This window comes from Herminiimonas fonticola (genome assembly GCF_003293745.1).
Classification (GTDB): Bacteria; Pseudomonadota; Gammaproteobacteria; order Burkholderiales; family Burkholderiaceae_D; genus Oxalicibacterium; species Oxalicibacterium fonticola.
On sequence record NZ_PTLZ01000001.1, the window covers coordinates 368,557 to 394,978 of the forward strand.

21 protein-coding genes are annotated in these 26,422 nt (G+C 51.7%); 11 read left to right on the plus strand and 10 right to left on the minus strand.

Going from position 1 to position 26,422, the window contains the following annotated elements:
* Positions 1–19: 19 nt before the first annotated feature.
* Positions 20–1,066, plus strand: a complete 1,047-nt coding sequence (locus Hfont_RS01845) for an isocitrate/isopropylmalate dehydrogenase family protein (protein WP_112990542.1) — start codon at positions 20–22, stop codon at positions 1,064–1,066.
* A 123-nt stretch (positions 1,067–1,189) separates the two neighbouring features.
* Here the strand turns inward: Hfont_RS01845 and Hfont_RS01850 are convergent, their stop codons facing one another.
* From Hfont_RS01850 to Hfont_RS01870, 5 genes are all read right to left on the minus strand, one after another.
* Positions 1,190–1,627, minus strand: a complete 438-nt coding sequence (locus Hfont_RS01850; RefSeq protein ID WP_112990543.1) for a YbaN family protein — start codon at positions 1,625–1,627, stop codon at positions 1,190–1,192.
* Positions 1,628–1,682: 55 nt separating this feature from the next.
* Positions 1,683–3,605, minus strand: a complete 1,923-nt coding sequence (locus tag Hfont_RS01855) for a propionate--CoA ligase (RefSeq protein WP_112990544.1) — start codon at positions 3,603–3,605, stop codon at positions 1,683–1,685.
* Between the two features lie 90 nt (positions 3,606–3,695).
* Complete coding sequence (locus tag Hfont_RS01860; protein ID WP_112990545.1) at positions 3,696–5,147, minus strand: bifunctional 2-methylcitrate dehydratase/aconitate hydratase; 1,452 nt, start codon at positions 5,145–5,147, stop codon at positions 3,696–3,698.
* Positions 5,148–5,213: 66 nt separating this feature from the next.
* The gene (prpC, locus tag Hfont_RS01865; RefSeq protein ID WP_112990546.1) at positions 5,214–6,377 is read right to left on the minus strand and encodes a bifunctional 2-methylcitrate synthase/citrate synthase; all 1,164 of its coding nucleotides are present in this window, start codon (positions 6,375–6,377) and stop codon (positions 5,214–5,216) included.
* Between the two features lie 31 nt (positions 6,378–6,408).
* Positions 6,409–7,314: an isocitrate lyase/PEP mutase family protein gene (locus tag Hfont_RS01870; RefSeq protein WP_112990547.1), complete on the minus strand. Its 906-nt coding sequence runs from the start codon at positions 7,312–7,314 to the stop codon at positions 6,409–6,411.
* Between the two features lie 236 nt (positions 7,315–7,550).
* On the opposite strand from Hfont_RS01870, the gene prpR reads away from it, so the two are divergent.
* A complete protein-coding gene (gene prpR / locus Hfont_RS01875; protein WP_112990548.1) occupies positions 7,551–9,227 on the plus strand; it encodes a propionate catabolism operon regulatory protein PrpR in 1,677 nt (558 codons plus the stop codon).
* Positions 9,228–9,492: 265 nt separating this feature from the next.
* Positions 9,493–10,197, plus strand: coding sequence for a DUF2325 domain-containing protein (locus Hfont_RS01880; RefSeq protein ID WP_241522981.1), 705 nt, complete (start codon positions 9,493–9,495; stop codon positions 10,195–10,197).
* Between the two features lie 66 nt (positions 10,198–10,263).
* On the opposite strand, the gene Hfont_RS01885 is transcribed toward Hfont_RS01880, so the two are convergent.
* Both Hfont_RS01885 and Hfont_RS15245 read right to left on the minus strand, forming a co-directional pair.
* Positions 10,264–10,923 carry a DUF2242 domain-containing protein gene (locus tag Hfont_RS01885; protein WP_112990549.1) on the minus strand — a complete coding sequence of 220 codons (660 nt, stop codon included), beginning with the start codon at positions 10,921–10,923 and terminating at the stop codon, positions 10,264–10,266.
* 140 nt (positions 10,924–11,063) lie between these two features.
* Positions 11,064–12,785 (minus strand): methyl-accepting chemotaxis protein, encoded by a 1,722-nt coding sequence (locus tag Hfont_RS15245; RefSeq protein ID WP_112990550.1) that lies wholly within the window; start codon positions 12,783–12,785, stop codon positions 11,064–11,066.
* A gap of 404 nt (positions 12,786–13,189) precedes the next feature.
* Here Hfont_RS15245 and gpmA point away from each other — a divergent pair, with 404 nt between their 5' ends.
* Positions 13,190–13,909, plus strand: coding sequence for a 2,3-diphosphoglycerate-dependent phosphoglycerate mutase (gene gpmA / locus Hfont_RS01895; RefSeq protein WP_112990551.1), 720 nt, complete (start codon positions 13,190–13,192; stop codon positions 13,907–13,909).
* A 96-nt stretch (positions 13,910–14,005) separates the two neighbouring features.
* Here the strand turns inward: gpmA and Hfont_RS01900 are convergent, their stop codons facing one another.
* Entirely contained in the window at positions 14,006–14,836 is an 831-nt protein-coding gene (locus tag Hfont_RS01900; RefSeq protein ID WP_112990552.1) for a hypothetical protein, read from the minus strand.
* Positions 14,837–15,138: 302 nt separating this feature from the next.
* On the opposite strand from Hfont_RS01900, the gene Hfont_RS01905 reads away from it, so the two are divergent.
* Positions 15,139–15,678, plus strand: coding sequence for an SET domain-containing protein (locus tag Hfont_RS01905; protein WP_241522982.1), 540 nt, complete (start codon positions 15,139–15,141; stop codon positions 15,676–15,678).
* A 795-nt stretch (positions 15,679–16,473) separates the two neighbouring features.
* The gene (oxlT, locus tag Hfont_RS01910; RefSeq protein ID WP_112990553.1) at positions 16,474–17,793 is read left to right on the plus strand and encodes an oxalate/formate MFS antiporter; all 1,320 of its coding nucleotides are present in this window, start codon (positions 16,474–16,476) and stop codon (positions 17,791–17,793) included.
* Between the two features lie 97 nt (positions 17,794–17,890).
* On the opposite strand, the gene Hfont_RS01915 is transcribed toward oxlT, so the two are convergent.
* Both Hfont_RS01915 and Hfont_RS01920 read right to left on the minus strand, forming a co-directional pair.
* The gene (locus tag Hfont_RS01915) at positions 17,891–18,112 is read right to left on the minus strand and encodes a tautomerase family protein (RefSeq protein ID WP_112990554.1); all 222 of its coding nucleotides are present in this window, start codon (positions 18,110–18,112) and stop codon (positions 17,891–17,893) included.
* 138 nt (positions 18,113–18,250) lie between these two features.
* Positions 18,251–19,009, minus strand: coding sequence for an SDR family NAD(P)-dependent oxidoreductase (locus Hfont_RS01920; RefSeq protein WP_112990555.1), 759 nt, complete (start codon positions 19,007–19,009; stop codon positions 18,251–18,253).
* Positions 19,010–19,192: 183 nt separating this feature from the next.
* On the opposite strand from Hfont_RS01920, the gene Hfont_RS01925 reads away from it, so the two are divergent.
* The 5 genes from Hfont_RS01925 to Hfont_RS01945 all read left to right on the plus strand — a co-directional run bounded on the left by Hfont_RS01925 (position 19,193) and on the right by Hfont_RS01945 (position 26,223).
* Positions 19,193–20,140, plus strand: a complete 948-nt coding sequence (locus Hfont_RS01925) for a LysR family transcriptional regulator (protein ID WP_112990556.1) — start codon at positions 19,193–19,195, stop codon at positions 20,138–20,140.
* A gap of 184 nt (positions 20,141–20,324) precedes the next feature.
* Complete coding sequence (locus Hfont_RS01930; RefSeq protein ID WP_112990557.1) at positions 20,325–21,524, plus strand: SIR2 family protein; 1,200 nt, start codon at positions 20,325–20,327, stop codon at positions 21,522–21,524.
* Positions 21,493–23,280, plus strand: a complete 1,788-nt coding sequence (locus tag Hfont_RS01935; RefSeq protein WP_206604446.1) for an ATP-binding protein — start codon at positions 21,493–21,495, stop codon at positions 23,278–23,280. Before Hfont_RS01930 ends, Hfont_RS01935 begins: the two co-directional genes overlap by 32 nt.
* Positions 23,281–23,301: 21 nt before the next feature.
* A complete protein-coding gene (locus Hfont_RS01940) occupies positions 23,302–23,514 on the plus strand; it encodes a KTSC domain-containing protein (protein WP_112990558.1) in 213 nt (70 codons plus the stop codon).
* 234 nt (positions 23,515–23,748) lie between these two features.
* The gene (locus tag Hfont_RS01945) at positions 23,749–26,223 is read left to right on the plus strand and encodes a DEAD/DEAH box helicase (protein WP_112990559.1); all 2,475 of its coding nucleotides are present in this window, start codon (positions 23,749–23,751) and stop codon (positions 26,221–26,223) included.
* The last annotated feature ends 199 nt before the right edge of the window (positions 26,224–26,422 follow it).

Below are 26,422 nucleotides of genomic sequence, written 5' to 3' on the forward strand. Positions count from 1 at the left end.
ATCATGGATAGGACACAACATGCTTAACCCTGGCACGCAGCAACAAATTCCGGTAACGCTTATTCCCGGTGATGGTATCGGCCCTGAAATCGTTGATGTCGTTGAACGTGTGTTCGATGCGCTGGGCAATCCATTTGCATGGGACAAGCAGCAGGCCGGCCTGAATGCATTTGAAAAAAGCGGTGATTTGTTACCCGAAACAACGCTCAGCAGCATTCGCCAGACCGGCCTCGCATTGAAAGGCCCGCTGACTACGCCTATCGGTGGCGGCTTCCGTTCGGTCAATGTGCGCCTGCGCGAAACCTTCCAGCTCTACGCCAATGTGCGTCCGGCCCGCACCATCGTGCCCGGCGGTCGTTACGAAAAAATCGATCTGGTCATGGTGCGTGAAAATCTGGAAGGCCTGTACGTCGGTCACGAACATTACGTCCCTATCGGCGACGATGCGCATGCCGTCGCGATGGCGACTGGCATCAATACGCGCGCCGGCAGCCGTCGCATCGCCAAGTTCGCCTTCGACTATGCAGTGCGCAACAATCGCAAGAAAGTCACTATCGTCCACAAGGCCAATGTGCTGAAAGCATTGACCGGACTGTTTCTGGAAACGGCCAAACAAGTTGGCCTCAACTACGCAGATCAAATCGAATTCAATGACCGGATCGTCGATGCCTGTGCGATGCAACTGGTATTGAACCCGTGGCAATTCGATGTGCTGGTATCGACCAATCTGTTTGGCGACATCCTGTCCGATCAAATCGCCGGCCTGGTTGGCGGCCTCGGCATGGCACCGGGTGCGAATATCGGCGAAGGCGCAGCCATTTTTGAAGCGGTGCATGGCTCCGCACCGGATATAGCAGGGCAGGGTTTGGCAAATCCAACCGCATTGTTGCTGGCTGCAGCGTTGATGGCGGAACACAAGGGCTTGCATAAAGTGGCACGCGATTTGCGCGATGCAATCGATGCGACTGTCGCGACGGTAGATGGCCGCACCGCAGATATTGGCGGCAAGGTATCGACTTCCAAATACGGTGATTTGCTGATCGAACGTATCCGCGATAAAAAATAAGAGCTTTGATTTTTGGCGATTGCAATACTGTGAGGTTGCAATCAGTTGAAATGAATAAACTGTTTGTTCAAGGAAAGCGCGTCGTGCGAACCACGACGCGCTTTTGTCTTTCCGGCCAAGGATTTAGTTGTGCGGCGGCTTTGAGTGTGGAGGACGTGTCGGTATTCGCAGCACCATTGCAGCACCGATTGCACCCAAGACTAGCAAGATCACTTGTATCCATGGCCGATCCGAGAAAGTCCAGATGGATACGCCCAGCATCAACACCATGGAAATGATCGCCACGTATTTGGTCCGACGCGTCAGGCTGCGATGCTCTTGCCAGTTGCGCAGCATCGGACCGAGCAGCGGATGCTGCAACATCCATTGATGTACACGCGGGGATGCTTTGGCGAAGCAGGCGGCTGCGACTAGAACGAAGGGTGTGGTTGGCAGTCCCGGCAAAAATATGCCGATCACTCCCAGTACCAAGGCCACGCCACCGGCAAACCCGTACAGCATCCTGGTCAGACGCGACAATGGTTTGCTTTGAATTACCGGTACGGGGTGTTGAGTAGTCATGAAACAAATGCAAATTAGTGACAAGCAAGAATACATCTCTTTGTATGGTCTTTTATCAAGGACATGTGTTCTTTTCATTTGCCTCTATCGCAGTACGTATCTGCTGCAAGGCCGCCGGATCTTCTATCACTGATAACTCGCCAGGATCGCGTCCTTCACAAATCGCCTGTATCGCGCGCCGCACCAGCTTGCCGGAACGCGTCTTCGGCAAGGCGCTGACAAAGTACACATGCGATGGCCGGGCGATGGGCCCGAGTCGCTGATCCACCACTTTCATGATTTCGGCTTCCAGCTTTTTTGCATCATCGGGGTTGGCAGCTGCCGCTGCATTTTTCAAAATCACGAACGCGACAGCGCACTGTCCCTTGACGGGATTTTCGACGCCGACGACCGCGACTTCCGACACATTGCCGTGGCTGGAAATGCTTTCTTCGATTTCGCGCGTGCCTAATCTATGTCCTGCGACATTGATGACGTCATCCGTGCGCCCGAGGATAAAGTAGTAGCCATCGGCATCGCGTATGCCCCAGTCGAAGGTTGAATACGCTACACGTTTGAAATTGCGCCAGTAAGTACTGACAAAGCGCTGGTCGTCGCCGTACAGGGTTTGCAGACAGCCGGGCGGTAATGGCCCTTCGATGACGACCACACCTTTTTCATTGGCGGTACATTCTTCACCTGTATCTTCATTGATGATCTTGGCCTTGTAGCCGTACATGGGCAGGCCGGGGCTGCCCGAGCGTGTGGGTTTGTCGCCTACGCCTTTGGCCACCGAGATGATGGGCCAGCCGGTTTCTGTCTGCCAGTAATTGTCGATGACAGGCACGCCGAGCACATTGGCTATCCAATCGGATGTGGTTTGATCCAAGGGCTCGCCTGCCAGATACAGCGCTTTCAGTGAAGACAGATCGTGTTTCTGCAACAGTTCCAGCGGCTGCTTCTTCAGCACGCGTATCGCGGTCGGTGCCGACGACATGCGCGTGACCTTGTATTTTTCCACGATGCTCCACCAGATGGATGCGTCCGGCCGTATCGGCAAACCTTCGTACAAAATGGTCGTCATGCCTGCCAGCAAGGGGCCGTAGATGATGTAAGAGTGGCCGACCACCCAGCCTATATCCGAAGTGCAGAAAAAAGTTTCGCCAGCCTTGCCGCAAAAGATCAAATCCATGGAAGTCGCCAGCGCCACTGCGTAACCGCCGACATCGCGTAATACCCCTTTGGGTTTGCCGGTGGTGCCTGACGTATACAAGATGTAGGACGGCGCATTCGATTCCAGCCATGTCACCGGCACTGCGGCGTCCATATGTTGTTTGCGTAATGTCGCGTAATCGACGTCGCGTCCTGCCACTGTCTTCATGGCTGCCAGGCCTCTATCCAGCATCAACACATGGGCCGGCTTGTGCTCCGCCAGTGCGATGGCTTCATCCAGCATGCATTTGTAGGCTGTGACGTGACAGCCGCGTGAACCGGCATCAGCCGAGATGATCAAGAGCGGTGTCGCATCATCGATGCGGGTCGCCAGACTGGTCGATGCAAAACCGCCGAAGACCACCGAATGGACCGCGCCTATGCGTGCGCAAGCCAGCATCGCGAATGCCGCTTCAGCAACCATGGGCATGTAAATCAAAACGCGATCGCCTTGTTTTACGCCCAGCGCTTGCATCATCGCGGCACTGCGATTTACCTCAGTATGCAACTGCGCGTAGGTATACGTGGCCTCAGTGTCGGTCTCGGTAGAGATCGCGACCAAGGCCGGCTGATCAGCACGCGTTGCCAGATGCCTATCCACCGCGTTGTAACAAAGATTGGTCTCGCCATCGACAAACCATTTGGCAAACGGCGGCTTGTCGTAATCCAGCGTCTTGCGGTATGGCTTGTGCCAATCTATACGTTGGGCCTGCGTAGCCCAAAAGCTTTGCGGGTCATCAACTGATGAACGGTAAAACGCATCATATGCTGCGGCATCGAAACTCATAAGTCTCCTCCGGCCAGATAAATCATGTCTGTGTTCTTATCGTGAAACGGCCTGTGCCGATACTGATGCCGACGCAGGCGGTACGGCCGGCTAGATCACATACAGATCCACGTATTCATGGACTGGCATCGCTTCCAGCTTTTTCTGATCCAGCGAAATATCGAGAATTCTTTGCTGCTGTTTCGCCGGGAACTGGCGCGCCAGATTGATCCTGAATTTGGCTTCCAGTAGCGGGATGCCTTCCTTGCGGCGGCGGGCATGGCCGACCGGATATTCAACGACAATTTCTTTCAGCTTTTTGCCATCCTTGAATTCAATCGTTACGGCATTCGCGATCGAGCGCTTCTTCGGATCGTGATAATCCTTGGTGAACGCAGGATTTTCCACGCAGACGATCTTGTCGCGGAGGACATCGATACGTTTGTCGCTGGCAACATCGTTTTCGTAATCTGCCGCAGTCAGGCGACCGAAGATCAGCGGCACGGCGACCATGTACTGTATGCAGTGATCGCGGTCGGCCGGATTATCGAGCGGTCCTTTTTTATCGATGATGCGTATGCAGGCTTCGTGCGTGCGTATCGTGATTTTCTTGATATCTTCGACTTTCTTGCCGGCCTTGCTCAATTCTGTGTGCAAGGTCATCGCTGCCTCAACGGCGGTTTGCGAATGGAATTCTGCCGGGAAGGAAATCTTGAACAGCACGTTTTCCATCACATACGATTCGTACTTGCGCTGGAACTTGAAGGGCTGGCCTTTGAACAGCACGTCGTAAAAACCCCAGGTCTTCGCAGTCAGTACCGAGGGATAACCCATCTCGCCAGTCTTCGCCATCAGCGCGAGTCGCACCGCGCGCGAAGTGGCATCGCCGGCCGCCCATGATTTGCGCGAACCGGTATTCGGTGAGTGGCGATACGTGCGCAACGACTGACCATCTACCCAGGCCAGCGATACCGCATTCAGGATTTCGTCGCGCGTCAGGCCCAGCATTTCTGCGACGACTGCAGTGGACGCCACCTTGACCAGCACCACGTGATCGAGGCCGACTTTGTTGAAGGAATTTTCCAGTGCGATACAACCCTGGATCTCATGCGCCTTGATCATGCCGGTCAGCACGTCACGCATCGTCAACGGCTTCTTGCCGGCAGCGACGGCTGTGCGCGACAACCAGTCGGCAGTGGCGAGTATGCCGCCCAGATTGTCGGATGGATGGCCCCATTCTGCTGCGAGCCAGGTATCGTTGAAATCCAGCCAACGTATCATCATGCCGATATTGAATGCGGCCTGTACCGGATCGAGCTGGAATTGCGTACCCGGCACTTTCGCGCCATGCGGGACTATCGTGCCCGGCACAATCGGCCCCATCAATTTTTTGCATGCCGGGTATTCGAGTGCTTCCAGGCCGCAGCCCAGCGTATCGATCAGGCAATTGCGCGCGGTGTCGTAGGCAAGCCTGGAAGTGATTTTGTACTTGGTGACGTAATCGACGATATCGACCAAGACCTTGTCGTGTTTGGGGCGTACATTTGAAATATGAGCAGACATGGGGATCCCGTAATCGTAGTGAATCAGGAATGAAGCGCCAGGCGAGGCCAGCCTTTTACTTGCGCTTTATTTTCGTTTTGCAAGCGGGACGAAAGCCAGATCTTCCGGGCCTACATAATGTGCGGAAGGCCGGATGATCTTGTTGTCTATACGTTGCTCTATGATGTGCGCGGCCCAGCCGGACGTGCGTGCGATCACGAACAGCGGCGTGAACATCGCAGTCGGCACACCCATCATGTGATACGAGACCGCCGAGTACCAATCCAGATTGGCAAACATCTTTTTGACGTCCCACATCACGCTTTCCAGCCGTTCGGCAATGTCGAACATCTTCAGCGTACCGGCATCCTTGGATAAGGTGCGGGCGACTTCCTTGATCACTTTGTTGCGCGGATCGGCAATCGTGTAGACCGGGTGACCGAAGCCGATCACGACTTCCTTGTTTTCAACGCGGCGCTTGATGTCGGCTTCCGCTTCGTCCGGATTCTCGTAACGTTTTTGAATTTCAAACGCGAATTCGTTGGCGCCGCCGTGCTTGGGTCCGCGCAAGGCACCGATCGCGCCGGTGATGGCGGAGTACATATCGGAGCCGGTGCCGGCAATTACACGAGCGGTGAAGGTGGAAGCATTGAATTCGTGTTCCGCATACAGAATCAGTGAGGTGTGCATCGCTTTTTCCCATAGCGCGGATGGCTTTTCGCCGTGCAGCAAGTGCAGGAAGTGGGCGCCTATCGAGTCGTCGTCGGTTTCGACTTCTATGCGCTTGCCGTGATTGCTGTAGTGATACCAGTACAGCAGTATCGAACCCAGTGCAGCCATCAGGCGGTCGGCGATATCGCGTGCGTCAGGCGCATTGTGGTCGTCTTTTTCCGGCAGCATGCAGCCGAGTACCGAGACGCCAGTGCGCATCACGTCCATAGGATGCGAGGCTGCCGGCAGCCATTCCAGCGCTGCCTTGACGTTCGCAGGCAAACCGCGCATGGACTTCAGCTTGGTTTTGTAGGCTTTCAGCTCCGCCACGGTAGGTAGCTTGCCGTGCACCAGCAGATGCGCGATCTCTTCGAATTCGCAACCGTCGGCAATATCCAGAATATCGTAACCACGGTAGTGCAAGTCGTTGCCGGTCTTGCCGACGGTGCAGAGTGCTGTATTGCCTGCGGTCACACCTGAGAGTGCGACTGATTTTTTTGGTTTGAAACCTGCTGCTGGGCTTGCTTGTGACTCGCTCATACCTGTCTCCTGATGGATTTTGTATTCGTGATTACTTGTCGGCGTATTTATCGCTGTACTTGCGTTCCAATTGATCGAAGTAGGGTTTGTTGACCAGACGCTGACGCTCGATAAATGGAGTGACCAGCTGCGGGTCTTCATCCAGGCGATGGGTGTCGCGCAATACCGTCAGTGCTTTTTGCATGCCGGCGACTGCGCCTTGCAGTGCTGCATTTGCGTACAGCACGATGCCGTAGCCGAGTCCGGCCAGTTCATCGGCGCTGAAGATGGGTGTCTTGCCGCCTATGACCAGATTCACCAGTTGCGGCTTGTCCAATGCTTGCGGCAGGCGGCGGATTTCATCAGCGCTTTCGGTAGCTTCGACGAACAGGATGTCGGCACCGGCTTCGCTATAGCGTGCTGCGCGTTCCAGCGCATCTTCAAAGCCGTGCACGCTGCGCGCATCGGTACGCGCCATGATCAACATGTTTTCATCGCTACGGGCATCGACTGCAGCGTGGATCTTGCCAACCATCTCGGCACAGGAAATGACTTCCTTGCCGTTGAAGTGGCCGCAGCGTTTGGGCGAAACCTGATCTTCCAGTTGCACTGCATCGGCACCGGCGCGTTCCAGCGTGCGTATCGTTTGGCGCACATTGAGTGCATTGCCGAAACCGGTGTCGGCATCGACGATGATGGGGATATCGACCGCATCGCGTATGCGTGCAGTATGGTCGGCCAGTTCATTGAGGCCGATGAAGCCTTGATCCGGCAAACCAAAGTACATATTCGTCACGCCTGCGCCTGTGATGTAAAGCGCCTCGAAACCCAGATCGGCAATCACGCGCGCCGATAGCGCATTGAATGCGCCTGGTACCAGCAGGCCGCGTCTGGCATACACCTGGTCGCGTAAAAGCTGCTTGCTGCTTTGCTTGCTAGTGCTGGACTGACTACTCATGGTGATCCTTTGGTCGGAGTGTTTCATCGAGATGCCTGCTCCTCATAATGGCAATGTGCATGCCATCCTGGGTCTGATGTCTTTCCAATCGTGTGTGGATTTCAGATAAAAGCAACAAGTGTCTTTAGAATCAATAACTTGCGTGTTTTTTGATGTTTGCTGGATCGCTGCGTTGAATATGCGCGGCAGCCGGATCGCGTGTTACATTTGAAACGTTTGAAACGCATGGGTGAAACATGAAACGTTCCTCCTCTCCTTTCCGTGACAATGCCGACAAGCCGGTCATCTGGACCGTTTCGATTTCACGTCTGTTTGAATTGTTCCGCGATATCACGCTGGAATTCGACGACCAGGCCGACATTGAACCTATCAATCTGGGCTTTGAAGACGCGGTGCGTCACATCCGCGAGCGCCTGGCGACCGAGCGTTGCGATGCCGTGATTGCCGCCGGATCGAACGGCGCGTATCTGAAAAGTCGTTTGTCGGTGCCCGTCATCATCGCCAAGGCTAGCGGCTTCGATGTGATGCAGGCGCTGGCGCGTGCGCGCAAGATCACGCCAGCGATCGGCCTGATCACCTATCAGGAAACCATGCCGGCGCTGGCCGAGTTCCAAACCACCTTCGGCCTGAACATCGCGCAACGCACTTATGTGACGGAAGAAGATGCGCGTTCGCAAATCAATGAACTGAAAACCGCCGGCATCAAGGCCATCGTCGGCGCGGGTTTGATCACAGACCTGGCCGAAGAAGCCGGCTTGACTGGCGTCTTCGTTTATTCATCGGCATCGATACGTCAGGCATTTGAAGATGCGCTGGAGCTGGCGCGCTTGACGCAACTGGAAGCGACACGCGGCCGCAGTTTTCCGGTGGCGGATACCTTGCGCGCCAAACATCACATCAAGGATTTGCGTGGCGAGTCGGCCGCGATGGAAAGTGTGCGGCAATCCGTCACGCTGTTTGCGAAGTCGGCAGCCACTGTCTTGATCCACGGCGAAACCGGCACCGGCAAGGAGTTGGTGGCGCAAGCGATACACCGCGCGCATCCGCTGATGCAGGGCAAGACGCAAGCCAGCCATCCCTTCGTCGCCGTCAATTGCGGTGCATTGGCGGAGTCGCTATTGGAGTCTGAGTTGTTCGGCCATGAAGAGGGCGCGTTTACCGGATCGCGTCGTGGCGGACGTGCGGGTTTGTTTGAAGCCGCACATCGCGGCACCCTGTTTCTGGATGAAATCGGCGAGATGCCCTTGTCCCTGCAAACACGCTTGCTACGCGTACTGGAAGAACGTGAAGTGGTGCGCGTCGGTGGTACGCGGCCGATACCCGTCAGTGTGCGCATCATCAGCGCGACGCATTGCGATCTGGATGCGCGCGTCAGGGAAGGGCGCTTCCGTGCCGATTTGTTTTATCGCCTGAGCGTATTGCGCCTGAGCTTGCCGCCTTTGCGCGGACATCCCGAAGATGTGTCTTCACTGGCGGAATGGTATTTGAAGAATGCACTGGCATCGCTGGATGTCAGGCCGGCGGCCAATTTACATGCAGAGATATTGACTTGCCTGCCTTTGCTGGCGGCTTATCCGTGGCCGGGCAATGTGCGCGAACTGCGTAACTTGATGGAACGCCTGGCCTTGTTTTTGGCGGCCGCACCATTGCAAGCGTTGACGCCGGCTTTCCTGAAAAGCATCGCGCCAGAATTGTATGCGGCTATCAACGATGTGACGTCTGATGAAGCATCGACACAAGATGCGATGCCGGCAAAAACAGAAACGCTGCAGCAAGTATTGCAGCGTCATCAAGGCAATCGCGAAGCAGCGGCAAATTATCTGGGCATCAGCCGCACCACCTTGTGGCGCAGATTACAGGCGTCTGGCGAATCAAATTCTGCGGGCGATGACGCAGGAAAAAGCACTGATTAAAGCGAGTACGTTCCTGCGCGGAATGCACAGATGTTTGCTATAGCGTTCCCAACCGGCAAGGTTCATCTATATTCGCACCCCTCTCCAAATAGTAATAATTCTCATTTATAATAAAGTCTTTCCTCAATCCGAGGATGTTGCCGCCGAACTGGAAATCTGAAAAGCGTCGCCCAGTACGGCGCACGTACTGCGTCAGATTTCATTCGGCACTGGCATGCCGCCTCTTTTGATTCGGCAATGGCCGACCAAGGTGAAGGATCAAGACATGAGCAAGTCTCGCAATAATTTCGACAATATCGCGCGTGAGCACAGTGTGTTGCTGAATGAGTACGGTCGCGTGCAGAGCCGTTGCAGTGAACTGGTAGCCCGCCAGGTCGATCAGATCGAAATCTTGCAAGCGGAGCTCACGCACATGCGGGCAGAGATGATGCGCTTGCATGCAACAGTGATGGTGCGCGATACCGCGTTGGCTTATGCGCGTGAAGACCTGCGTAACTTGCAAGCGACGATACTCGGTTTGCCGACACGCGTGACCCTGGCGCGTCGCGTCGAATCTTTGACGCAGCATGTTCAAGCGTTGTTGCGCGAGCGCCTGGGTTTGCATGTAAAAGTTCAGTCAGCATCAACAGTGGATGGCGTTGCATCAGTCTGTGCCGAAATGCCTATGGACTTGCGAGAAAAATCAGTCTTGTGTGTCGGTCAGGATGAGCCGGCCACCATCGTTGCCCAGCAGGCAATTGAAAAAGCCGGCGGTCATTTTCTGCATCATGACGGTCACGATGGTGTGGACGAGGCAGCGCTGGAAGCAAGTCTGAAAATGGCCGATATGGTGATTTGCCAAACCGGTTGCGTCAGCCACGATGCGTACTGGCGTGTACAGGATCATTGCAAGCGCACTGGAAAAAAATGTGTGCTGGTCGAGCAAACGCAAACACTGCATTTTGTACGCACCAGGGATACCATTATCTAAAGCGAATGAATAAATAGATGGCCCGCGTATGTGCGGTGAGCTTGCCGGCAAGCGCAAGTCTGAAACTTACGGAGCAGCTATCTTCGTCGTCGGCACCAGGGGTTGCGTGATTTCCATCGATTCCGTTGCCGGCGTCGCTTCATTGGTCAGATAACGTTCGACCAGTTGAAAGAAGCGCGCGTAGAATTTTTCTGCAGCGATGGTTTCGCTGGATACCTTGACCAGCGAATCATCGCTGGACGAGAACGGCAGTGAAACCGAGCCCAGCGCACCCACCCCCAGACTCGCAGAGTTGTTGGTCTTCTTCAGCGCATAACGATCTTCGAGGGCATTGACGAACACGGATGAGGTTGTGCCATCCGCATTATCGGCCGCACACACGACGCGAAACGCAATCTGTACGTGTACGTCACTCTCAGGCTGAAAGCTCTTGCGACCATCGACCTGATCGTGGGTAGCCGCGTTGATCACATAACCCTGACTCAACAAGGTGCGACGCACCGCTTCGCAAGCGACATTGCCGGGCACCGGAAAACGACGCGAGTAGATATCGGCCGAATCGAATTTCTCCGCGGTGTAGACGACAGGTTTGGGGCCGGCACAGCCGGTAAGGCCCATAAAAAGTGCTGCCTGCATGAGCAGGGCGCGATAACTGAATTGCATAGGATAGATTTTATCTGTTTGAGCACGCATACGGGGCAATACACCTTGAATGGACAAGGGCATCAGGCAAAAATTCCATTTGATTTCTCTGATTGCCTGCGTTTAAGGCGTGATCGTTGAGTATTTGCATATTGCCAGGTCAAAAAAAAAAGCCCGACTGAGCCGGGCTTTTTTGCTGCAGCGGAGACAAGTCGGGAGAATTTTTAAAACTCCGTCCAATCGTTGCTGTTGCTGCCTGCGTTCGCGAATGCGATCTTTTGCGGTGCGGCTTTGTTTGCAAACGTGCGTTGTACCGTATTGACCAGCGGTTTTGCCGGTGAACGAGCCGCTGCAGATTTGGCTGCACGCGCTGTTTTGATTTGTGCCTCATCGAGTGTGAACACGCTCACTATTTCCGAAAGATGGGTGGCTTGATCCTGTAGCGATTGTGATGCCGCCGCCGCTTCTTCTACCAAGGCTGCATTTTGCTGCGTTACCTCATCCATTTGCGTGATGGCCTGATTAACCTGTTCAATCCCCGCGCTTTGCTCACGGCCTGCCGCAGTAATGTCAGACATGATGTCGGAGACGCGCTGGATGCTGTCGACTATCTCTTTCATCGTGATACCGGCTTGTTCCACCAGTTTGCTGCCGGTATCGACCTTCTCGACAGAGTCGCCGATCAGCTGTTTGATTTCCTTCGCTGCCGAAGCGGAACGTTGTGCCAGATTGCGCACTTCAGATGCCACCACTGCAAAGCCGCGCCCCTGTTCACCGGCACGTGCCGCTTCCACCGCTGCATTCAGCGCCAGAATATTGGTCTGGAATGCGATGCCGTCGATGACGCCGATGATGTCGACGATTTTTCTGGAGGATTCGGTAATCGATCCCATCGTATCGACAACTTGCGAAACCACTGCGCCGCCACGCATCGCAGTGCTGGATGCGTTGACTGCGAGTGTGCTGGCTTGTTGCGAGTTTTCCGAGTTTTGTTTGACGGTGGAGGTGATTTCTTCCATGGAAGAAGCAGTTTCTTCCAGCGCGCTTGCCTGTTCTTCCGTGCGTGACGACAGATCCAGATTGCCTGCCGCAATTTGTCCCGATGCGGTGGTGATGGTGTCGGTACCGGTTCTGACCTGGCTGACAATATTGGCCAGACTGTCGCGCATTTCGCGCATCGCGAACAACATACTGGTTTGATCCTTGGGACGCAAATCGATGGCGACGGTCAGATCGCCGGCTGCAATGCGCGACGCAACGCCAGCTGCATAATTTGGTTCACCTCCTAATTGGCCTTTCAAGTTACGTGTAATCAGTACGCCCAGCAAGATGCCGGAGAAGGTACTCAAGATCACCAGCAAGACCATGAATGCACGGCTGGAGTCATACAGTTGCTCGGTTTCTACATACGCCTGTGCAGCGCGCGCTTCTTTCTGTTTGGATAATTCTGTCAGCACATCGTCCAGCGTATTCGCGTGTGCGCGGGTTTGCGCCAGGCTGTTAGTCAATTCGGCGCTTCGTTGTTGCAGCGGCTCTTTATCCACAAGCGTTAATGCCTGCCACATTTCCTTTTCATAATCTTTCGAAACACTTGCGTATTGTTCGAACAGAACTTTGGCTCTATCACTGAAAAATAGTGGACGGGCTTTTTCCAGATTCTCTTTTGAGGAGGCTAGATACTTTTTGATATTGTTTTTATTCAGCGTGCGTTCTTCTTCCGTCGTTGACAGCAGAACATTGCCACGCGCACGACCGATGAAGAGCAGATCGATATTGGCTTCCTTGATATAAGACAAGCCCAATAATTCCTTGTTATAGATATCGCCGGCCTTGTCGTTGATCAGACCCATGTTGTATATGCCAATACCGGCAACGATGGCGCCGGCAACCGACAAAGTCAAAAAGCTGGAAATCAGCTTGGTTCCTACCGTCATATTTTTAAACATATCCCGACTCCTGTTAAATGCTGGTTGGTGCATGCGAAAGTGTACGGAAACAGCGCCCGGCTTTGTGGGCGGGCACAAGTGAAACATTGCTTTGATTACTGATCAGGCTGTAGTTGGTGGTAACTCCAGCTGCCAGAGATATTCCTATACAAAATCCTGCGACCTTGAGGGAAATCGACGCAAAAAGTTTCTATTTTGAAATAAAACCGGCATGTTATTAAGCACTTATTCAGAAGGGTTGGCTACCCCATGTTTGTGGGATATGAATCAAAAAATTGTGAAATATATATAAAAATAGCTGCCATTTAATTAACTTTTTTCTCTGCAATGTTCGATCTTGCACATCATCATTCTTGAAACTCAGTTAATCTTCATGCTTTGTCGCTTCAACATGAGAAAAAGTAATGGGTAATTTGGTGATTGTTCGCCACGGCGAATCACAGTGGAACAGGGAAAACCGCTTTACCGGCTGGACAGATATCGATCTGACCGCCAATGGTATTCAACAGGCACGCAATGCCGGTCGTGCGTTGGCCGAAGCCGGCTTTCGCTTCGATCTTGCCTACACTTCAATGCTGAAAAGAACGATCCGCTCGCAATGGCTGATGCTGGATGAGTTGGACGCGATGTACATACCCATCATCAGTCACTGGCGTTTGAACGAACGGCATTACGGCGCATTGACCGGGCAGAATCGCGCTGAAATGATCAATAAATTTGGCGAAGAGCAAGTCTGGTTGTGGCGTCGTGGCTTCGACAGTCGACCACCGCTGATGGACAAAGACGATCCGCGCTCGCCATGCTTCGAGCCGCGTTACGACGGGCTCGACCGTGCTTCATTGCCTTTGGGCGAATCGCTGAAAGACACGGTAGAGCGCGTACGTTTGTTTTGGGACGAGTCAATTGCACCGGCTTTGCGCGCAGACAAGAACATCATTATTTCTTCGCATGGCAACAGTCAGCGCGCGCTGGTCAAATTGCTGGAAGATATGTCGGATGAAGAAGTCTCGCGCTTCGATGTGCCGAACAGCGTGCCGCTGGTCTACAAGCTGGATACGCAATTGCGTGTGCTGGATAGAAGTTCGATGAATATCCCGCATCCGGAAGTGTCGGCGATACTCTAAGCGCACTGATTATTACGCCGCATAAAAAACCCGCGACTCTGGTCGCGGTTTTTATTTATGTAGGCAATGCCGGAATGGCGACGCTGAGTGCGGAACTTAGCGGTAATACTCGAAAAAATCCTTCTTCAGGAAGTCTTCCAGTTCCGCATTATCCTGCACGCGCGCCGACAGCATGACGACGCGACCCAGGCGACGCGATTGCCAGCTGAAGTCGCCGGATTGGCGTTGGCGTATCAGCTCGATCATCTTGCGCACAATCGCGGTATCGATATCGCCGTTCAGGCCGGCATCGATTTCCAGCAATTGACGTGTGTCGTTACGACGACGCTCATCCCAGCCGCGGAAAATCATTTCCGCCGTGCGTACACCCTTGAACGTCACCTGGAATACGCCGCCACCATCGTTGCGGCCGCGCGATTGCGCATGCTGCATGCTGTGCTGAACGTTGGCGCGTGCGATCGCATTGTCATCCGGCTGCTCTTCGTTTTCCCTGTCGTTGCGATCTGGCGTGCCTGCTGCGCGGCGACGTTCGCGCGCGTTATTCAGCATGCTCATCATGTCGGTGGGTGCGGCTTCCGGCTGAGCTTGTTGCGGTTTGACAGTGACGACTTTTTCTTGCGGGACAGGTAGCGGTTTTTTGCGTGCCACGTCCTGATCCTTGCGCGCCTTTTCTTTTGGCTTGCCCGTCATCTTCTGGGCTTGCGGCGTTACCGTGATGGAAGGCGATGGTGGCGATTTGCTCGAACTATCGGATGGCGGCAACAAACGTATGGACAGCGGTGCAGTCATCGACGTGCCGAGTTCTTGCGGCGGGGTCGACCGATGCTCCAGCGCAAATAGCAGGATCGCAATATGGAATAACAGTGACAGCGCGAAACCGATGGTGCTGCGATTGCGTGCGTTGGCAAGAATGGAATTGGACTTCATCTTCGACAGCAGGTGGAAACTGCTGACATTATGGACTTTTCAGGGATTCTTGTTTGACCAAAATACCGTTAAACGCATGGTAGTTGGCTGATATAAGGCAATGTTTGAATTGGTTTGAAAACCAGTGCCGGAAAGAGTTCCCAATGCCGGCCGCTTACTTTTGTATTGCAGTCGTATCACAAGGCAATAAAAGCAATATTGCAAAATCATTGCCGCCCGCAACAATTTCCCTTGCTCGTCGAATAAATTTAATCCGTACAATAACAACATCAGAAGCAGCCTTCACCAGAAAATAGAATCAATTGAATACGTCACAAGTTCCAGTCGCAGACCATGCAAATGGTGATGTCATCACAGCATCGCCACCGCTCTACATCGTCAAAACTTCCACCATCCACGGCACCGGCATTTTTGCGCGCAGCACGATAGAGCCTGGTGCATGCATTGTTGAATATCAGGGTGAGCGCATCATGTGGGACGTCGCACAAGACAGAGCTGATGCCGAAGGCCCGCTCAATCACACTTACTTTTTCAGCCTGAATGATGGCCGCATCATCGATGGCGGCAGCGGCGGCAATGAGGCGCGCTTCATCAACCATTCATGCGAACCCAATTGCGAGGCGGTCGAACATGACGATGGTCGCGTCTATATCTATTCAGTGCTGGAAATCGCCGCCGGCGAAGAGCTGAGTTACGACTACGCATTGATATTTGAAGAACGTCACACGCCAGCCGTCAAAAAAGCATTCGCCTGTTATTGCGGTGCGCCTACCTGCAGCGGATCGATGCTGATGCCTAAACGCTCGGCCAGATATCGCGCGCAAAAAGCACTATCCAGGTAATCCAATCCGAATCTCGAACTAACAAGGCCGAATGAGCGATCAGCTCATTCGGCGCTTCTCATGCAAGAAAATTCCGCCCGGGCAGCATGTCGATGGGCGTTTTCAAGCGCGCTTTCAAAGCTCTCAAGTGATACATATTTAACGCAATACTTGCAGCGATTTTTGTAAATCCTGACAACGTATTATTGTTAAAACTGATATCAGCTATTAAAAATATGCATATCCCGTTTTTCACACCTGCATCGCTTGAAAGCATTGCTGGATAACGCTTTCAGTGATTATTGCGTCGCAATATAAATGTCAAATTCCGGATAAATAAGTATAACTACGTATTGTTCGGCTAGGGGTACCTACGTATATTCCATCGAAAATTTAACGGGTACTTAACATTACCTTGAGATTGCTGAAGAGCGCTCAACTCACTCCGTTTTTTCTGATTTGTGTCTTTATGACGCCGCCGGCTTACCGGCACCGGGATTGTCGAACGCTAGGCAAAACCGGCAGTGAAATCTGATCAAACCGGGTTGTTAGCTCCGAAGAGGTTTATTCATGCAAGCGGGAAGTTGTACATGATCAAACCAAACGGCTTGGCGATCCTTCACCGGATCATCAGGCCGAAAGGCGGAACGGCGCTCGACCGGACCACGAAGTGGCTGCCTTTAAACCCCAAACCTTGAGAGGCCTTTGCATTTGCATCGGCGAATATTTAATCCAAGCATTAGCTGTTTGGTCGCAAGACCAGATGATTGATGGACATGAGGAACACATGATGGCAACTTTTAACGGAGCATCCAAATGAGCGGCGGACCAGCAGTAGCATTAGATAAACCAGTATCCAACAAGCGTTGGTGGCAGCTGGTAGTCGGTGTCATTTGTATGATCGCAACCGCGAACATTCAATACGCATGGACATTGTTCGTTCCAGAAATCCAAGAACAATTTGGCTGGAAACGTGCAGAGATTCAAATCACATTTACCATTTTCGTTCTGGTACAAACCTGGCTCGCACCAATTGAAGGTTACTTCATCGACAAATTAGGCCCACGCCTGATGGTCGCATTCGGTGCATGTTTCATCGGTTTTGCTTGGTACTTGAACTCGCAAGCTACCTCCCTGACCGGCTTCTACGTCGGCGCAGTGTTCGGTGGTATCGGCGTCGGTTCGATCTACGCAACATGTATCAACAACGCGTTGAAATGGTTCCCGGACCGTCGTGGCTTGGCAGTTGGCTTGACCGCTGGTGGTTACGGTGCTGGTTCGGCTGCAACGATTCTGCCTATCGCGGCAATGATCGAAACATCGGGTTTCCAAGCAACCTTCCTGTTCTTCGGTATCTTGCAAGGTGGCCTGGCTTTCGTCGCTGCATGGTTCCTGCGTTCGCCAACTAAAGGTGAAGTCAGCGTATCGAGCAAACTGGTACAAGCTACTCGCGATTACACATTGAAAGAAGCGCTGAACACAAAACTGTTCTGGCTCATGTTCTTCATGTTCATCTGCGTAGTTACCGGCGGCATGATGGCTGTTGCTCAGCTCGGCGTTATCGCTAGCGATCTGGGTGTGAAAGAGTTCGAAGTCGATATGTACTTCTTTGTCATGGCAGCGTTGCCATTGGCACTGATGCTCGATCGCATCATGAACGGTATCTCCCGTCCACTGTTTGGCTGGATCTCAGACAACATCGGCCGTGAAAAAACCATGGTTATCGCGTTCACACTGGAAGGCTTCGGCATTATCGCTCTGGGCTACTTCGGTTCGAACCCATGGGCGTTCTTGATCTTGTCCGGTGTCGTGTTCCTGGCATGGGGCGAAGTGTATTCCCTGTTCTCGGCTCTGGCTGGCGATGCATTCGGCACCAAGCACATCGGTAAAATCTACGGCGTGTTGTACACCGCTAAAGGTATCGGCGCACTGTTCGTGCCAGTCGGTAACTTGATGATGGAAGCAACAGGCACATGGTCTACCGTTCTGTACACGGTTGCATGTATGGATCTTACCGCCGCGGTTCTTGCGATCGTAGCCCTCCGACCAACGCTGGCAAAACACGTCGCGTTGTCCAAGGAGAAGCTCGCTCAAGAGAATGCTGCAGCTGGTAATCCTTCAGCCGCACACGCTTAAGTAGTTTTCCCCTAGTAGTAAATCGGTCTCAACTTTCAGGGCTCCTTCGGGAGCCCATTTTTTTTGTGCGATCGATTTACTAAATAGGTAGGCAGAATCAGCCGGCCTTCTTCTTTTCCGCTTCGCGCTTGCGCAAGGTCGTGACGTTCTCGCGATTCACGCCCCAGTTATCCATCTCGACTTCATCGATGATGACGAAGGTTGTTGCCGGATTCTTGTTCAATACGCGACTCAGCAAATCGGTCGCACCTTCAATCAAGGCCAGCTTCTGTTCTGCAGTGACGCCTTCACGGGTTACACGGATATTGACGTATGGCATGGTGAGTTCTCCTTTGGGTTTGCTTCAACAATTTGAGTGCTCTCCGCACTGGCAACATGCCAATCACGGAGAGCGGTTTTCAAAACAAGGCTGACGGCTGAAACATGAACAACGTGATGTTCAGCAGTGTCGCCTATCTTATGACCAAGTGCCTGCCGTTGCACCGCCGTCCACTGCCAGCACTGTGCCAGTCGTGAATTGCGATTCGGTCAGATACAGCACTGCATCGACCACATCCTTGGTAACGCCGGTGGTACCTGTCGGTGCCAGACGGCGGAAGAACGCTTGTGTCACTTCATCATCGCTGTGCATAGGCGTCTTGATAATGCCCGGTGCGACGGCGTTGACCTTCACGTTCGATGCTGCGAGTTCGATTGCGAGGCCGCGTGTTGCATGGTTCAAGCCACCCTTGATCAGCACAGGCAGCAAGGCCGGTACCAGCGCATTCGGCTGCATCGCAATGCTGGCGGTGATCGTGACGATGTGACCTTGCTTGTTGGCCGCCATGTGCGCCGCCGCTTCTTGCGTAGGGTAGAAGAAGCCCTTCAAGTTGGTATCGACGATGTTTTCCAGATCATCTTCCGTGTAATCGACAACCGGCTTGGCGGTAAAGATGCCGGCGTTGTTGATCAACACGTCGACTTTGCCGAAGGCTGCAATCGCTTGCTCGAACAATTTTTTCGCTGTCGCTGGTTTGGCGATATCGCCATCCACCATCAGGAAGTTCTTCGGCGAACCCAGTTTTTCCGCTGCGGTTTGCAGGCGCGCCATCGTGCGTGCATTGCGGACTACGTTGTAACCGCGCTTCAAATATTCCTCTGCAATCGCAAAGCCGATGCCGCTCGATGCGCCTGTGACGATGACTGTCTTGTTGCTGTGTTGTGTAGCTGTGCTCATTTTCATTTCCTCAATAAAGTATGTAAGTGCGCAGTGTTTTTGCTCGGAACTCGAAGCTTGGTTACTGCGTGCAGCGGGTGGTTTGTGTTCCCGATGTGATGAACTATACTTATGCCGATTGAGATGATAAATACAGGTTTTGTCAAATTACCTGATACCTGATGTAACTAATGAGGGACGGCTATGAAACGCAATTTCGACGACATTCTGCTAGGCAGCATCGAGCTGTTTTGCCTCGCGGCAGAGCTGAGCAGCTTCACCGCCGCCGCCAATGCGGCCAGCGTCACGCCTGCCGCAGTCAGCCGTTCCGTCTCGCGCCTGGAAGAACGTTTGGGCGTGCGCCTGTTTGTACGCACCACGCGGCAGATACGTTTGACCGAAGCGGGGCGCGTCTACTTTGAGCAATGCCGGCAAGCCTTGTCGCAACTGGTCGATGCAGAACGCCTGGTAACCGGCGAGCAGGTCGCGCCGGCCGGGCTGCTGCGCATCAGCATGCCGACGCCGTATGCGCATTACCGCTTGCTGCCCTTGTTGCCGAAGTTTCGCGCCTTGTACCCGGACGTGCAGGTCGATGTGCATGTGAGTAATCGCAATATCGATTTCGCTGAAGAAGGCTACGACCTCGCGATACGCGGGCGCGCGCCGACCGATTCCAACATGATTGCCCGCAAGCTGGAAGATGCAAAGCTGGTACTCGTCGCATCACCTGATTATTTAAAGCGCGCCGGCACACCAAAGAAGCTGGAAGATCTGCAAGCGCATGAATGCATACAGTTTGAATTGCCCAGCACCGGCCGCAAGATTCCGTGGCAGTTCCACGTCGACAAGAAAGAAGTCTTTATCACCACCGAAGGCGGTTATTGCTGCTCAGAAGATGTACTGGGGATAGTCACGCTCGCGCGCAACGGCGCAGGTTTGGTGCAGACCTATCGCTTCATAGTTGAGAAGGATATTCAGAATGGCGATCTGGTCGAATTGCTGCCGCGCTCAGGCGGCACATCGCGACCGTTCATTCTGTTGTATCCGCATGCGCGACATATGTCATTGCGCGTGCGGACGTTTGTGAATTTTTTGGTTGAAAATCTAGGTAAGGATGCGGCTATCAGCTCACTGAATCAGATCAGTGCTTAGGGCAGCATTGACTGACGTCACGGTCTCGACTTCTATTCTTCAAAATTTCACGATGTATAACCTTTTCTCCCATGTTTATGGGATAGGGAAAATGAGTGAGGTGTGGACAATGGATTGCCAAACATTACAAAAATGTTCATCAAGCTCAAGAGCTTAAAACCGCAATATGCAATAAGGGGAAGTTATGGCCGGTATTAATGTTATTAGGGAAATCAGAGAGTTGAAAAGCCAACTTTCGTACGCAAAAAATATAGGATTTTTTATGGGGGCGGGTACGTCTTGTGCCCTTGGCTTACCTAATATTGCTCAACTTACTGATGCAATAGAAGGTGTTTTGACTAAAGGACAGGCAGCGCTATTTAAAACGATAAAGGATGATTTAGAAGCGAATGCAGACGGCAGGGCTATAAGTATCGAGGACATTCTCAATCAAGTACGGAGAATAAGAGAAATCACTGGTGAGAAAAAAACAAAAAATTATCTTGGAATTGACGGAGATTCCGCCAAGTTGCTCGACATTGAAATATGCAAAAAAATTTATGAACTAATTAGCGAAAAAGAATCCGTTGCAAATTTAGATGTGACAAAAACTTTTTTTGCTTGGCTCAACATGCAAAACAGAGACTACTCGAAAGAAGTCTTTACAACGAATTACGATTTAATAATTGAGAAATCTCTAGAAGAAATACAAGCTCCTTATTTTGATGGATTTGTGGGTTCGTACGAACCATTCTTTTGGCAAGAAAGTATTGAGAAGTTTGTTAAGAAAAATGATCTAACGCAAAACTGGATACGGCTTTGGAAAATACACGGTTCGCTTAGTTGGTTTTGGAAAATAAATGCTATTACCAAGTCGCATAAAGTCGTCAGAATCGGCAAGGTTGAGAATATTAATGAGGAGCCTAACGAACTAGTAATTTATCCGTCAAAAGAAAAATATGACTCATCTAGAAAGCAACCTTTTGTAGTTTATTTTGATCGCTTAAAAGACTATCTACTTAACGGAGAACTGCTATTTGTTTTTAGTGGATATTCGTTTATGGATCAACATATTAACGAGATCGTCTTTAATTGTTTACGTCAAAATAATAGATTGTGCGTATTGGTGTTTTTCTTTAACGACTCCGAAGTAGTTAATCTGCACTCTCTATCTTCGTCTTATTTAAATTTAAATGCATTTGGACCTACCAAAGCGATTATCAACGGAGTATTGGGAGATTGGTCCTATGCCGAGGAAGATTTAAAGCAAAAAGAAAGACCTGAAATGTTTTGGGATAAGGATGCTAAGAAATTTATTCTCGGAGATTTTAAAAAATTGGTTAATTTCTTGGTTGCGAACTCAGGAAAACTAGATGAAATCGAGGCAGCAGCAAATGCGAACTGATGCCACTTATCTAGGAATAATAATTAGAGTTGACTCCAACGCTGTAGAGGTCGAACTGTCAAATGATATTCCGTCAGCCGCTCCCATAATTAACGGAAGACTATACAAAATTGGGCAGATCGGGACATTCGTGAAAATGCCGATGGGCAATATTACTATCTATGGAATCGTATCGTCAGTGAGTAACCGTCCAATTAATAGCGATGATGACGGTACTAAAAATTTCATAGCTGGCTCGAGATTTTTGTCTGTGCAGTTAGTTGGGGAAAAAATAGGAGATAGTGAATTTGAAAAGGGTGTTGGAACATATCCCACAATTAATGATGAGGTTCATCTAGTTATCGAAAAGGATTTATTTGATATATATGGCGAAAAAAATATCGGCTCTATAGAAATAGGGAAACACTCTTCGTCAGAGAATCTGAGTGTCTATGTCGATACACACAATCTTATACTTCGGCATTGCGGTATTTTGGGGTCGACGGGGAGTGGTAAATCAAACACGACTGTTAGTCTATTGAAGGCGATTCTGACCGATTACCAAGGCTCCAGGATCATTTTGGTTGATCCACACGGGGAGTATGCCTCTGCATTTCCCGATGCAAATGTATTAAAAATTGGTCATGCCCACAAACCGTTGCACATCCCATTTTGGTTGATGAATTTCGATGAGCTTGCCTATTTTTTGGTGGGCGCCGATCAACGAGATGATCAAAAAGTGGAGTACCGTCTTTTTCGAGAACTCGTAACTAAATTAAAAAAAGAAAATTTCAAACTTAAGTCTGGCGACGTAAATCCAGATTTAATTACTGCTGATTCGCCTATTCCATTTAACGTCAGAAAGCTATGGCATAAGATGAATTGGTTACTCAATGCATCTTTTTCGGTAACACCAAAAGACGAACAGACAGAGGTAACGGCTAAGGAGGTAAACGCGGGTAACTATGATCAGTTGATTCCTGCGACATTCGAGCCATACGCACTTACAAATGCAGCTCCATTTAAATCAAAACATATCGAATACTATTCTTACGAGAAGAAGTTGCTTTCCCGTCTAAGGGATTCTCGCTATGACTTTTTGTTCAATCCCGGAGACTATAAAGATGAAAATTCATCCAAAGATTTGCATAACTTATTGAGCGACTGGGTGGGTAGTGAAAAGAAACTTGCTATTCTTGATTTAAGTGGAGTGCCATTTGAAGTTTTGGATATTACGATTGGTTTGATAACCAGATTTGTGTATGACAGCATGTTCTGGGGAAGACATGAATCTTATACTGGCAAGAATAGGCCTTTGCTTTTGGCGTATGAAGAAGCTCATACGTACTTGGGTAAAAATGAGAAAAATAGTTACTCAAAAGCCGCTGTGGAGAAAGTATTTAAAGAAGGAAGAAAGTTTGGCGTCGGTGCTTTAGTAATTTCTCAACGGCCATCGGAAATTTCAGAAACTATCCTCGCACAAATCGGAACGTTGATTGCATTACGATTAACGAATTCAGGGGATCAATCAATCGTTAAATCATCGGCTCCAGACAATTTAAATAGCTTGATGGATTTACTTCCGTCGTTAAGAGTTGGTGAGGCTGTAATTGCTGGCGAGGCTATCAAAATTCCGTCACGTGTTCGCCTAAAGCTAAATTATCCGCGACCGACAAGCGAGGACCCCAAATTGGTTGAATGTTGGACTAAGAGTCATGAGTCAGATGCTGAAAGTTACAAAACTGTTGTAACAAAAATTCGTGAGCAGAAAATCTAAATTTTACTTTTAGGGATAAAAATGGATCGCAGAAATATCGACTCAAGCATGATTCGCAGTATCGGACATGATGATGCAACTTCGACATTGGAAATCGAGTTTAATAACGGACAGGTTTGGCAGTATTATGATTTTCCTGTGACGCTATGGCACGAATTTGATGGGACAGAATCTCATGGAAAATTTTTTCATGCGCAAATAAAAAAACAATATCGGGAAAATCAGGTGGCTTAAGAAAGCGGCATTTGCCGCTTTTTTTTTTGAAAATTTTATCCCTCGGCTTATAAAATTCAAAATACGTTTTGCATAATCGAATGCGCAATATGTTGCTCAATGCTCATCAACTCCAGTTTTAACTACAAGCAGTTTTCTCTCCAATCTGACCAATATGGTTTGTTTACTCTGCAAGAGAGTAAACTACGCCCCATCTTTCGCATTTCCGCGATACGACCATTCTTGTGAGTACCTATGTCTGAAGCATCCTTCCCCCTATTTGCCGACCTTAACCTGAGCGAGCCGCTGCTGCGCGTGCTGAAAGAGCTGGGTTACGAGGCGCCGTCGCCTATCCAGGCCGCCACGATTCCGCTGCTGTTGGATAACAAGGATGTGCTGGGGCAGGCGCAGACCGGTACCGGCAAAACGGCGGCTTTCGCACTGCCTATTCTGTCGCGCATCGATATCAAGCAATCCACGCCGCAGGCTCTGGTGCTGGCGCCTACGCGTGAGCTGGCGATTCAGGTGGCGGAGGCTTTTCAGCGTTATGCGTCGCATATCCCCGGTTTTCACGTGTTGCCGATTTATGGCGGCCAGAGCTACATGTCGCAATTAAGCGCCTTGCGTCGTGGCGTGCATGTGGTTGTCGGTACACCGGGTCGCGTGATTGACCATCTGGAAAAAGGCTCGCTCGATCTGTCTAAGATCAAGACCATGGTGCTGGATGAGGCCGATGAGATGCTGCGCATGGGCTTTATCGACGATGTGGAAACCATCCTGCAAAAGACGCCGGAGTCGCGCCAGACCGCCTTGTTCTCGGCGACCATGCCTTCCGCAATCAAACGCATCGCGACAACCTACTTGCGCGATCCGGAGTTGATTACCGTCGCGGCGAAGACCGGCACTGCCGACAACATCCGTCAGCGTTACTGGCTGGTCAGCGGCATGCAAAAGCTGGAAGCGCTGACGCGAATTTTGGAAGCGGAAACCTTCGACGGCATGATCATCTTTGCGCGTACCAAGTTGGGTACCGAAGAACTGGCCAGCAAATTGCAGGCGCGCGGTTTCTCCGCTGCTGCAATTAACGGCGATATTCAACAGCAGCAACGCGAGCGCACGATTCAGCAATTGAAGGACGGCAAGATCGACATCCTGGTCGCGACTGACGTTGCTGCGCGCGGTCTGGACGTTGAGCGCATCAGCCACGTGATTAACTACGACGTACCGCACGATCCGGAAAGCTATACCCATCGCATCGGTCGTACCGGTCGTGCCGGTCGTAGCGGTGAAGCGATTCTGTTCATCGCACCGCGCGAACGCAATCTGTTGAAAGCCATCGAGCGCGCGACGCGCCAGCCTATCTCTGTGCTGGAGTTGCCTACTGTCGATGCAGTCAACGATGTGCGTATCTCGAAGTTCAAGGAACAGATTGCAGAAACAATCGCGGCCGGTGGCCTGGAAGTATTCCATTCGCTGATCGAAGAATACGAGCGCGAACACAATGTACCCGCAGTAGAAATCGCAGCAGCATTGGCGAAGTTGGCACGCGGCGATGTGCCGCTGTTGATCGACAAGAACAAACCGGCGCCGCGTGAATCGTGGGGCAGCGATAAGCCGGTTTCTGGCGGTCGCTTTGAACGTGCCGAGCGGTTCGAGCGTAATGAAAGACCAGAACGCTCGGAAAGATTCGAACGTCCTGAGCGCGCAGAACGCAGCGAACGTTCAGCCGCACCACGCAAGGAACGCGTACCGCGTGCACCGGATGAAGGCATGCAAACCTTCCGCATTGAAGTCGGCCATGCGCACGGCGTCAAGCCGGGCAACATCGTCGGCGCGATTGCGAATGAAGCAAACCTCGATTCCAAATACATCGGTCGCATCGAAATCTATGACGACTACAGCACGCTCGATTTGCCGAACAGCTTGCCGTCCGACATGCTCGATCACTTGAAAAAAGTCTGGGTCGCCGGTCAGCAATTGAATATCACTGCGGATGGCGAAGCATCGGCACAATCCGCTGCAGCGCCTGCACCTAAGAAAGCAGCACCAGCGCAAGTGCCGTTCTCGGACCGACCAGCGCGCAGCGATTTTGCCGCGCATTTTGACAAGCCTGCACAGGCTGAGTCGCGCGAACGTCCTGCACGTACTGAACGTCTGACTCCCGCCGCTGCAGCTTCAGTTCTCAAAGAAAGTTATGAGAACGATGAGCCTTTGGTGAAAGTGCCAGGCGCACAAAAGAAAGAACGCACTGCTCAGAAAAAAGCGGGCGCGGTAGAGATGGAAGCTTTTCGTATTGAAGTGGGTCACGATCACGGCGTCAAGCCGGCCAACATTGTCGGCGCGATTGCGAATGAAGCGGGACTCGAAGCGAAGTACATAGGCCGTATCGAAATCTTCGACCGTCACACTCTGCTCGACTTGCCTGCCGGCATGCCGGATGAAGTGTTCGCTCAACTCAAAAACGTTTCCATCTCCGGCAATCCTTTGCGCATCAGCCATTCCGGCTTGCGCCCTATGGAAGAAAAGACCCTGGACAAGCGCGTCACGATTGCGCCGCCAAGCAAAGGCGGCGATAGACGCGTCGCAGAAAAAGCGCGCGGCGGCAAACCGGTGTCGAAACGCGTCGCTGTCGCTAGCGGCAAATCTTTTGACGCACCGCGTTCTGCGTCCAAGCCATCGACCGGCCCTTCCGGCAAACCGATGATCAAGCTGGGTAGCAAAAGGAAGTAAGCAGTAAGTAAGCAAGATCGCTGAAATAAAAAAGGGGACGAAAATTTCGTCCTCTTTTTTTTATCTGGCGCAGCGCCTATGTATGGGCAGCTTGCGCCTGACGGTTTGTGGTCGTTTTGCCCGGATGGAGTGTGTTTCCATACAGAATGCTTGAAACATGCGCGCTGCGTGAGTACATTTGAGTGTGTGTAGATTCTAG

Excerpts from the sequence above, each read along its gene's own strand:
- Hfont_RS01930 (WP_112990557.1), top strand. The coding sequence starts at position 20,325 with ATGGCCGGTATTAATGTTATTAGGGAAATCAGAGAGTTGAAAAGCCAA.
- Hfont_RS01885 (WP_112990549.1), bottom strand. The coding sequence starts at position 10,923 with ATGCCCTTGTCCATTCAAGGTGTATTGCCCCGTATGCGTGCTCAAACA.
- Hfont_RS01915 (WP_112990554.1), bottom strand. The coding sequence starts at position 18,112 with ATGCCATACGTCAATATCCGTGTAACCCGTGAAGGCGTCACTGCAGAA.
- gpmA (WP_112990551.1), top strand. The coding sequence starts at position 13,190 with ATGGGTAATTTGGTGATTGTTCGCCACGGCGAATCACAGTGGAACAGG.
- prpR (WP_112990548.1), top strand. The coding sequence starts at position 7,551 with ATGAAACGTTCCTCCTCTCCTTTCCGTGACAATGCCGACAAGCCGGTC.
- Hfont_RS01920 (WP_112990555.1), bottom strand. The coding sequence starts at position 19,009 with ATGAGCACAGCTACACAACACAGCAACAAGACAGTCATCGTCACAGGC.
- Hfont_RS01860 (WP_112990545.1), bottom strand. The coding sequence starts at position 5,147 with ATGTCTGCTCATATTTCAAATGTACGCCCCAAACACGACAAGGTCTTG.
- oxlT (WP_112990553.1), top strand. The coding sequence starts at position 16,474 with ATGAGCGGCGGACCAGCAGTAGCATTAGATAAACCAGTATCCAACAAG.
- Hfont_RS01855 (WP_112990544.1), bottom strand. The coding sequence starts at position 3,605 with ATGAGTTTCGATGCCGCAGCATATGATGCGTTTTACCGTTCATCAGTT.
- Hfont_RS01845 (WP_112990542.1), top strand. The coding sequence starts at position 20 with ATGCTTAACCCTGGCACGCAGCAACAAATTCCGGTAACGCTTATTCCC.
- Hfont_RS01870 (WP_112990547.1), bottom strand. The coding sequence starts at position 7,314 with ATGAGTAGTCAGTCCAGCACTAGCAAGCAAAGCAGCAAGCAGCTTTTA.
- Hfont_RS15245 (WP_112990550.1), bottom strand. The coding sequence starts at position 12,785 with ATGTTTAAAAATATGACGGTAGGAACCAAGCTGATTTCCAGCTTTTTG.
- Hfont_RS01935 (WP_206604446.1), top strand. The coding sequence starts at position 21,493 with ATGAAATCGAGGCAGCAGCAAATGCGAACTGATGCCACTTATCTAGGA.
- prpC (WP_112990546.1), bottom strand. The coding sequence starts at position 6,377 with ATGAGCGAGTCACAAGCAAGCCCAGCAGCAGGTTTCAAACCAAAAAAA.
- Hfont_RS01940 (WP_112990558.1), top strand. The coding sequence starts at position 23,302 with ATGGATCGCAGAAATATCGACTCAAGCATGATTCGCAGTATCGGACAT.
- Hfont_RS01945 (WP_112990559.1), top strand. The coding sequence starts at position 23,749 with ATGTCTGAAGCATCCTTCCCCCTATTTGCCGACCTTAACCTGAGCGAG.
- Hfont_RS01850 (WP_112990543.1), bottom strand. The coding sequence starts at position 1,627 with ATGACTACTCAACACCCCGTACCGGTAATTCAAAGCAAACCATTGTCG.
- Hfont_RS01880 (WP_241522981.1), top strand. The coding sequence starts at position 9,493 with ATGAGCAAGTCTCGCAATAATTTCGACAATATCGCGCGTGAGCACAGT.
- Hfont_RS01925 (WP_112990556.1), top strand. The coding sequence starts at position 19,193 with ATGAAACGCAATTTCGACGACATTCTGCTAGGCAGCATCGAGCTGTTT.
- Hfont_RS01900 (WP_112990552.1), bottom strand. The coding sequence starts at position 14,836 with ATGAAGTCCAATTCCATTCTTGCCAACGCACGCAATCGCAGCACCATC.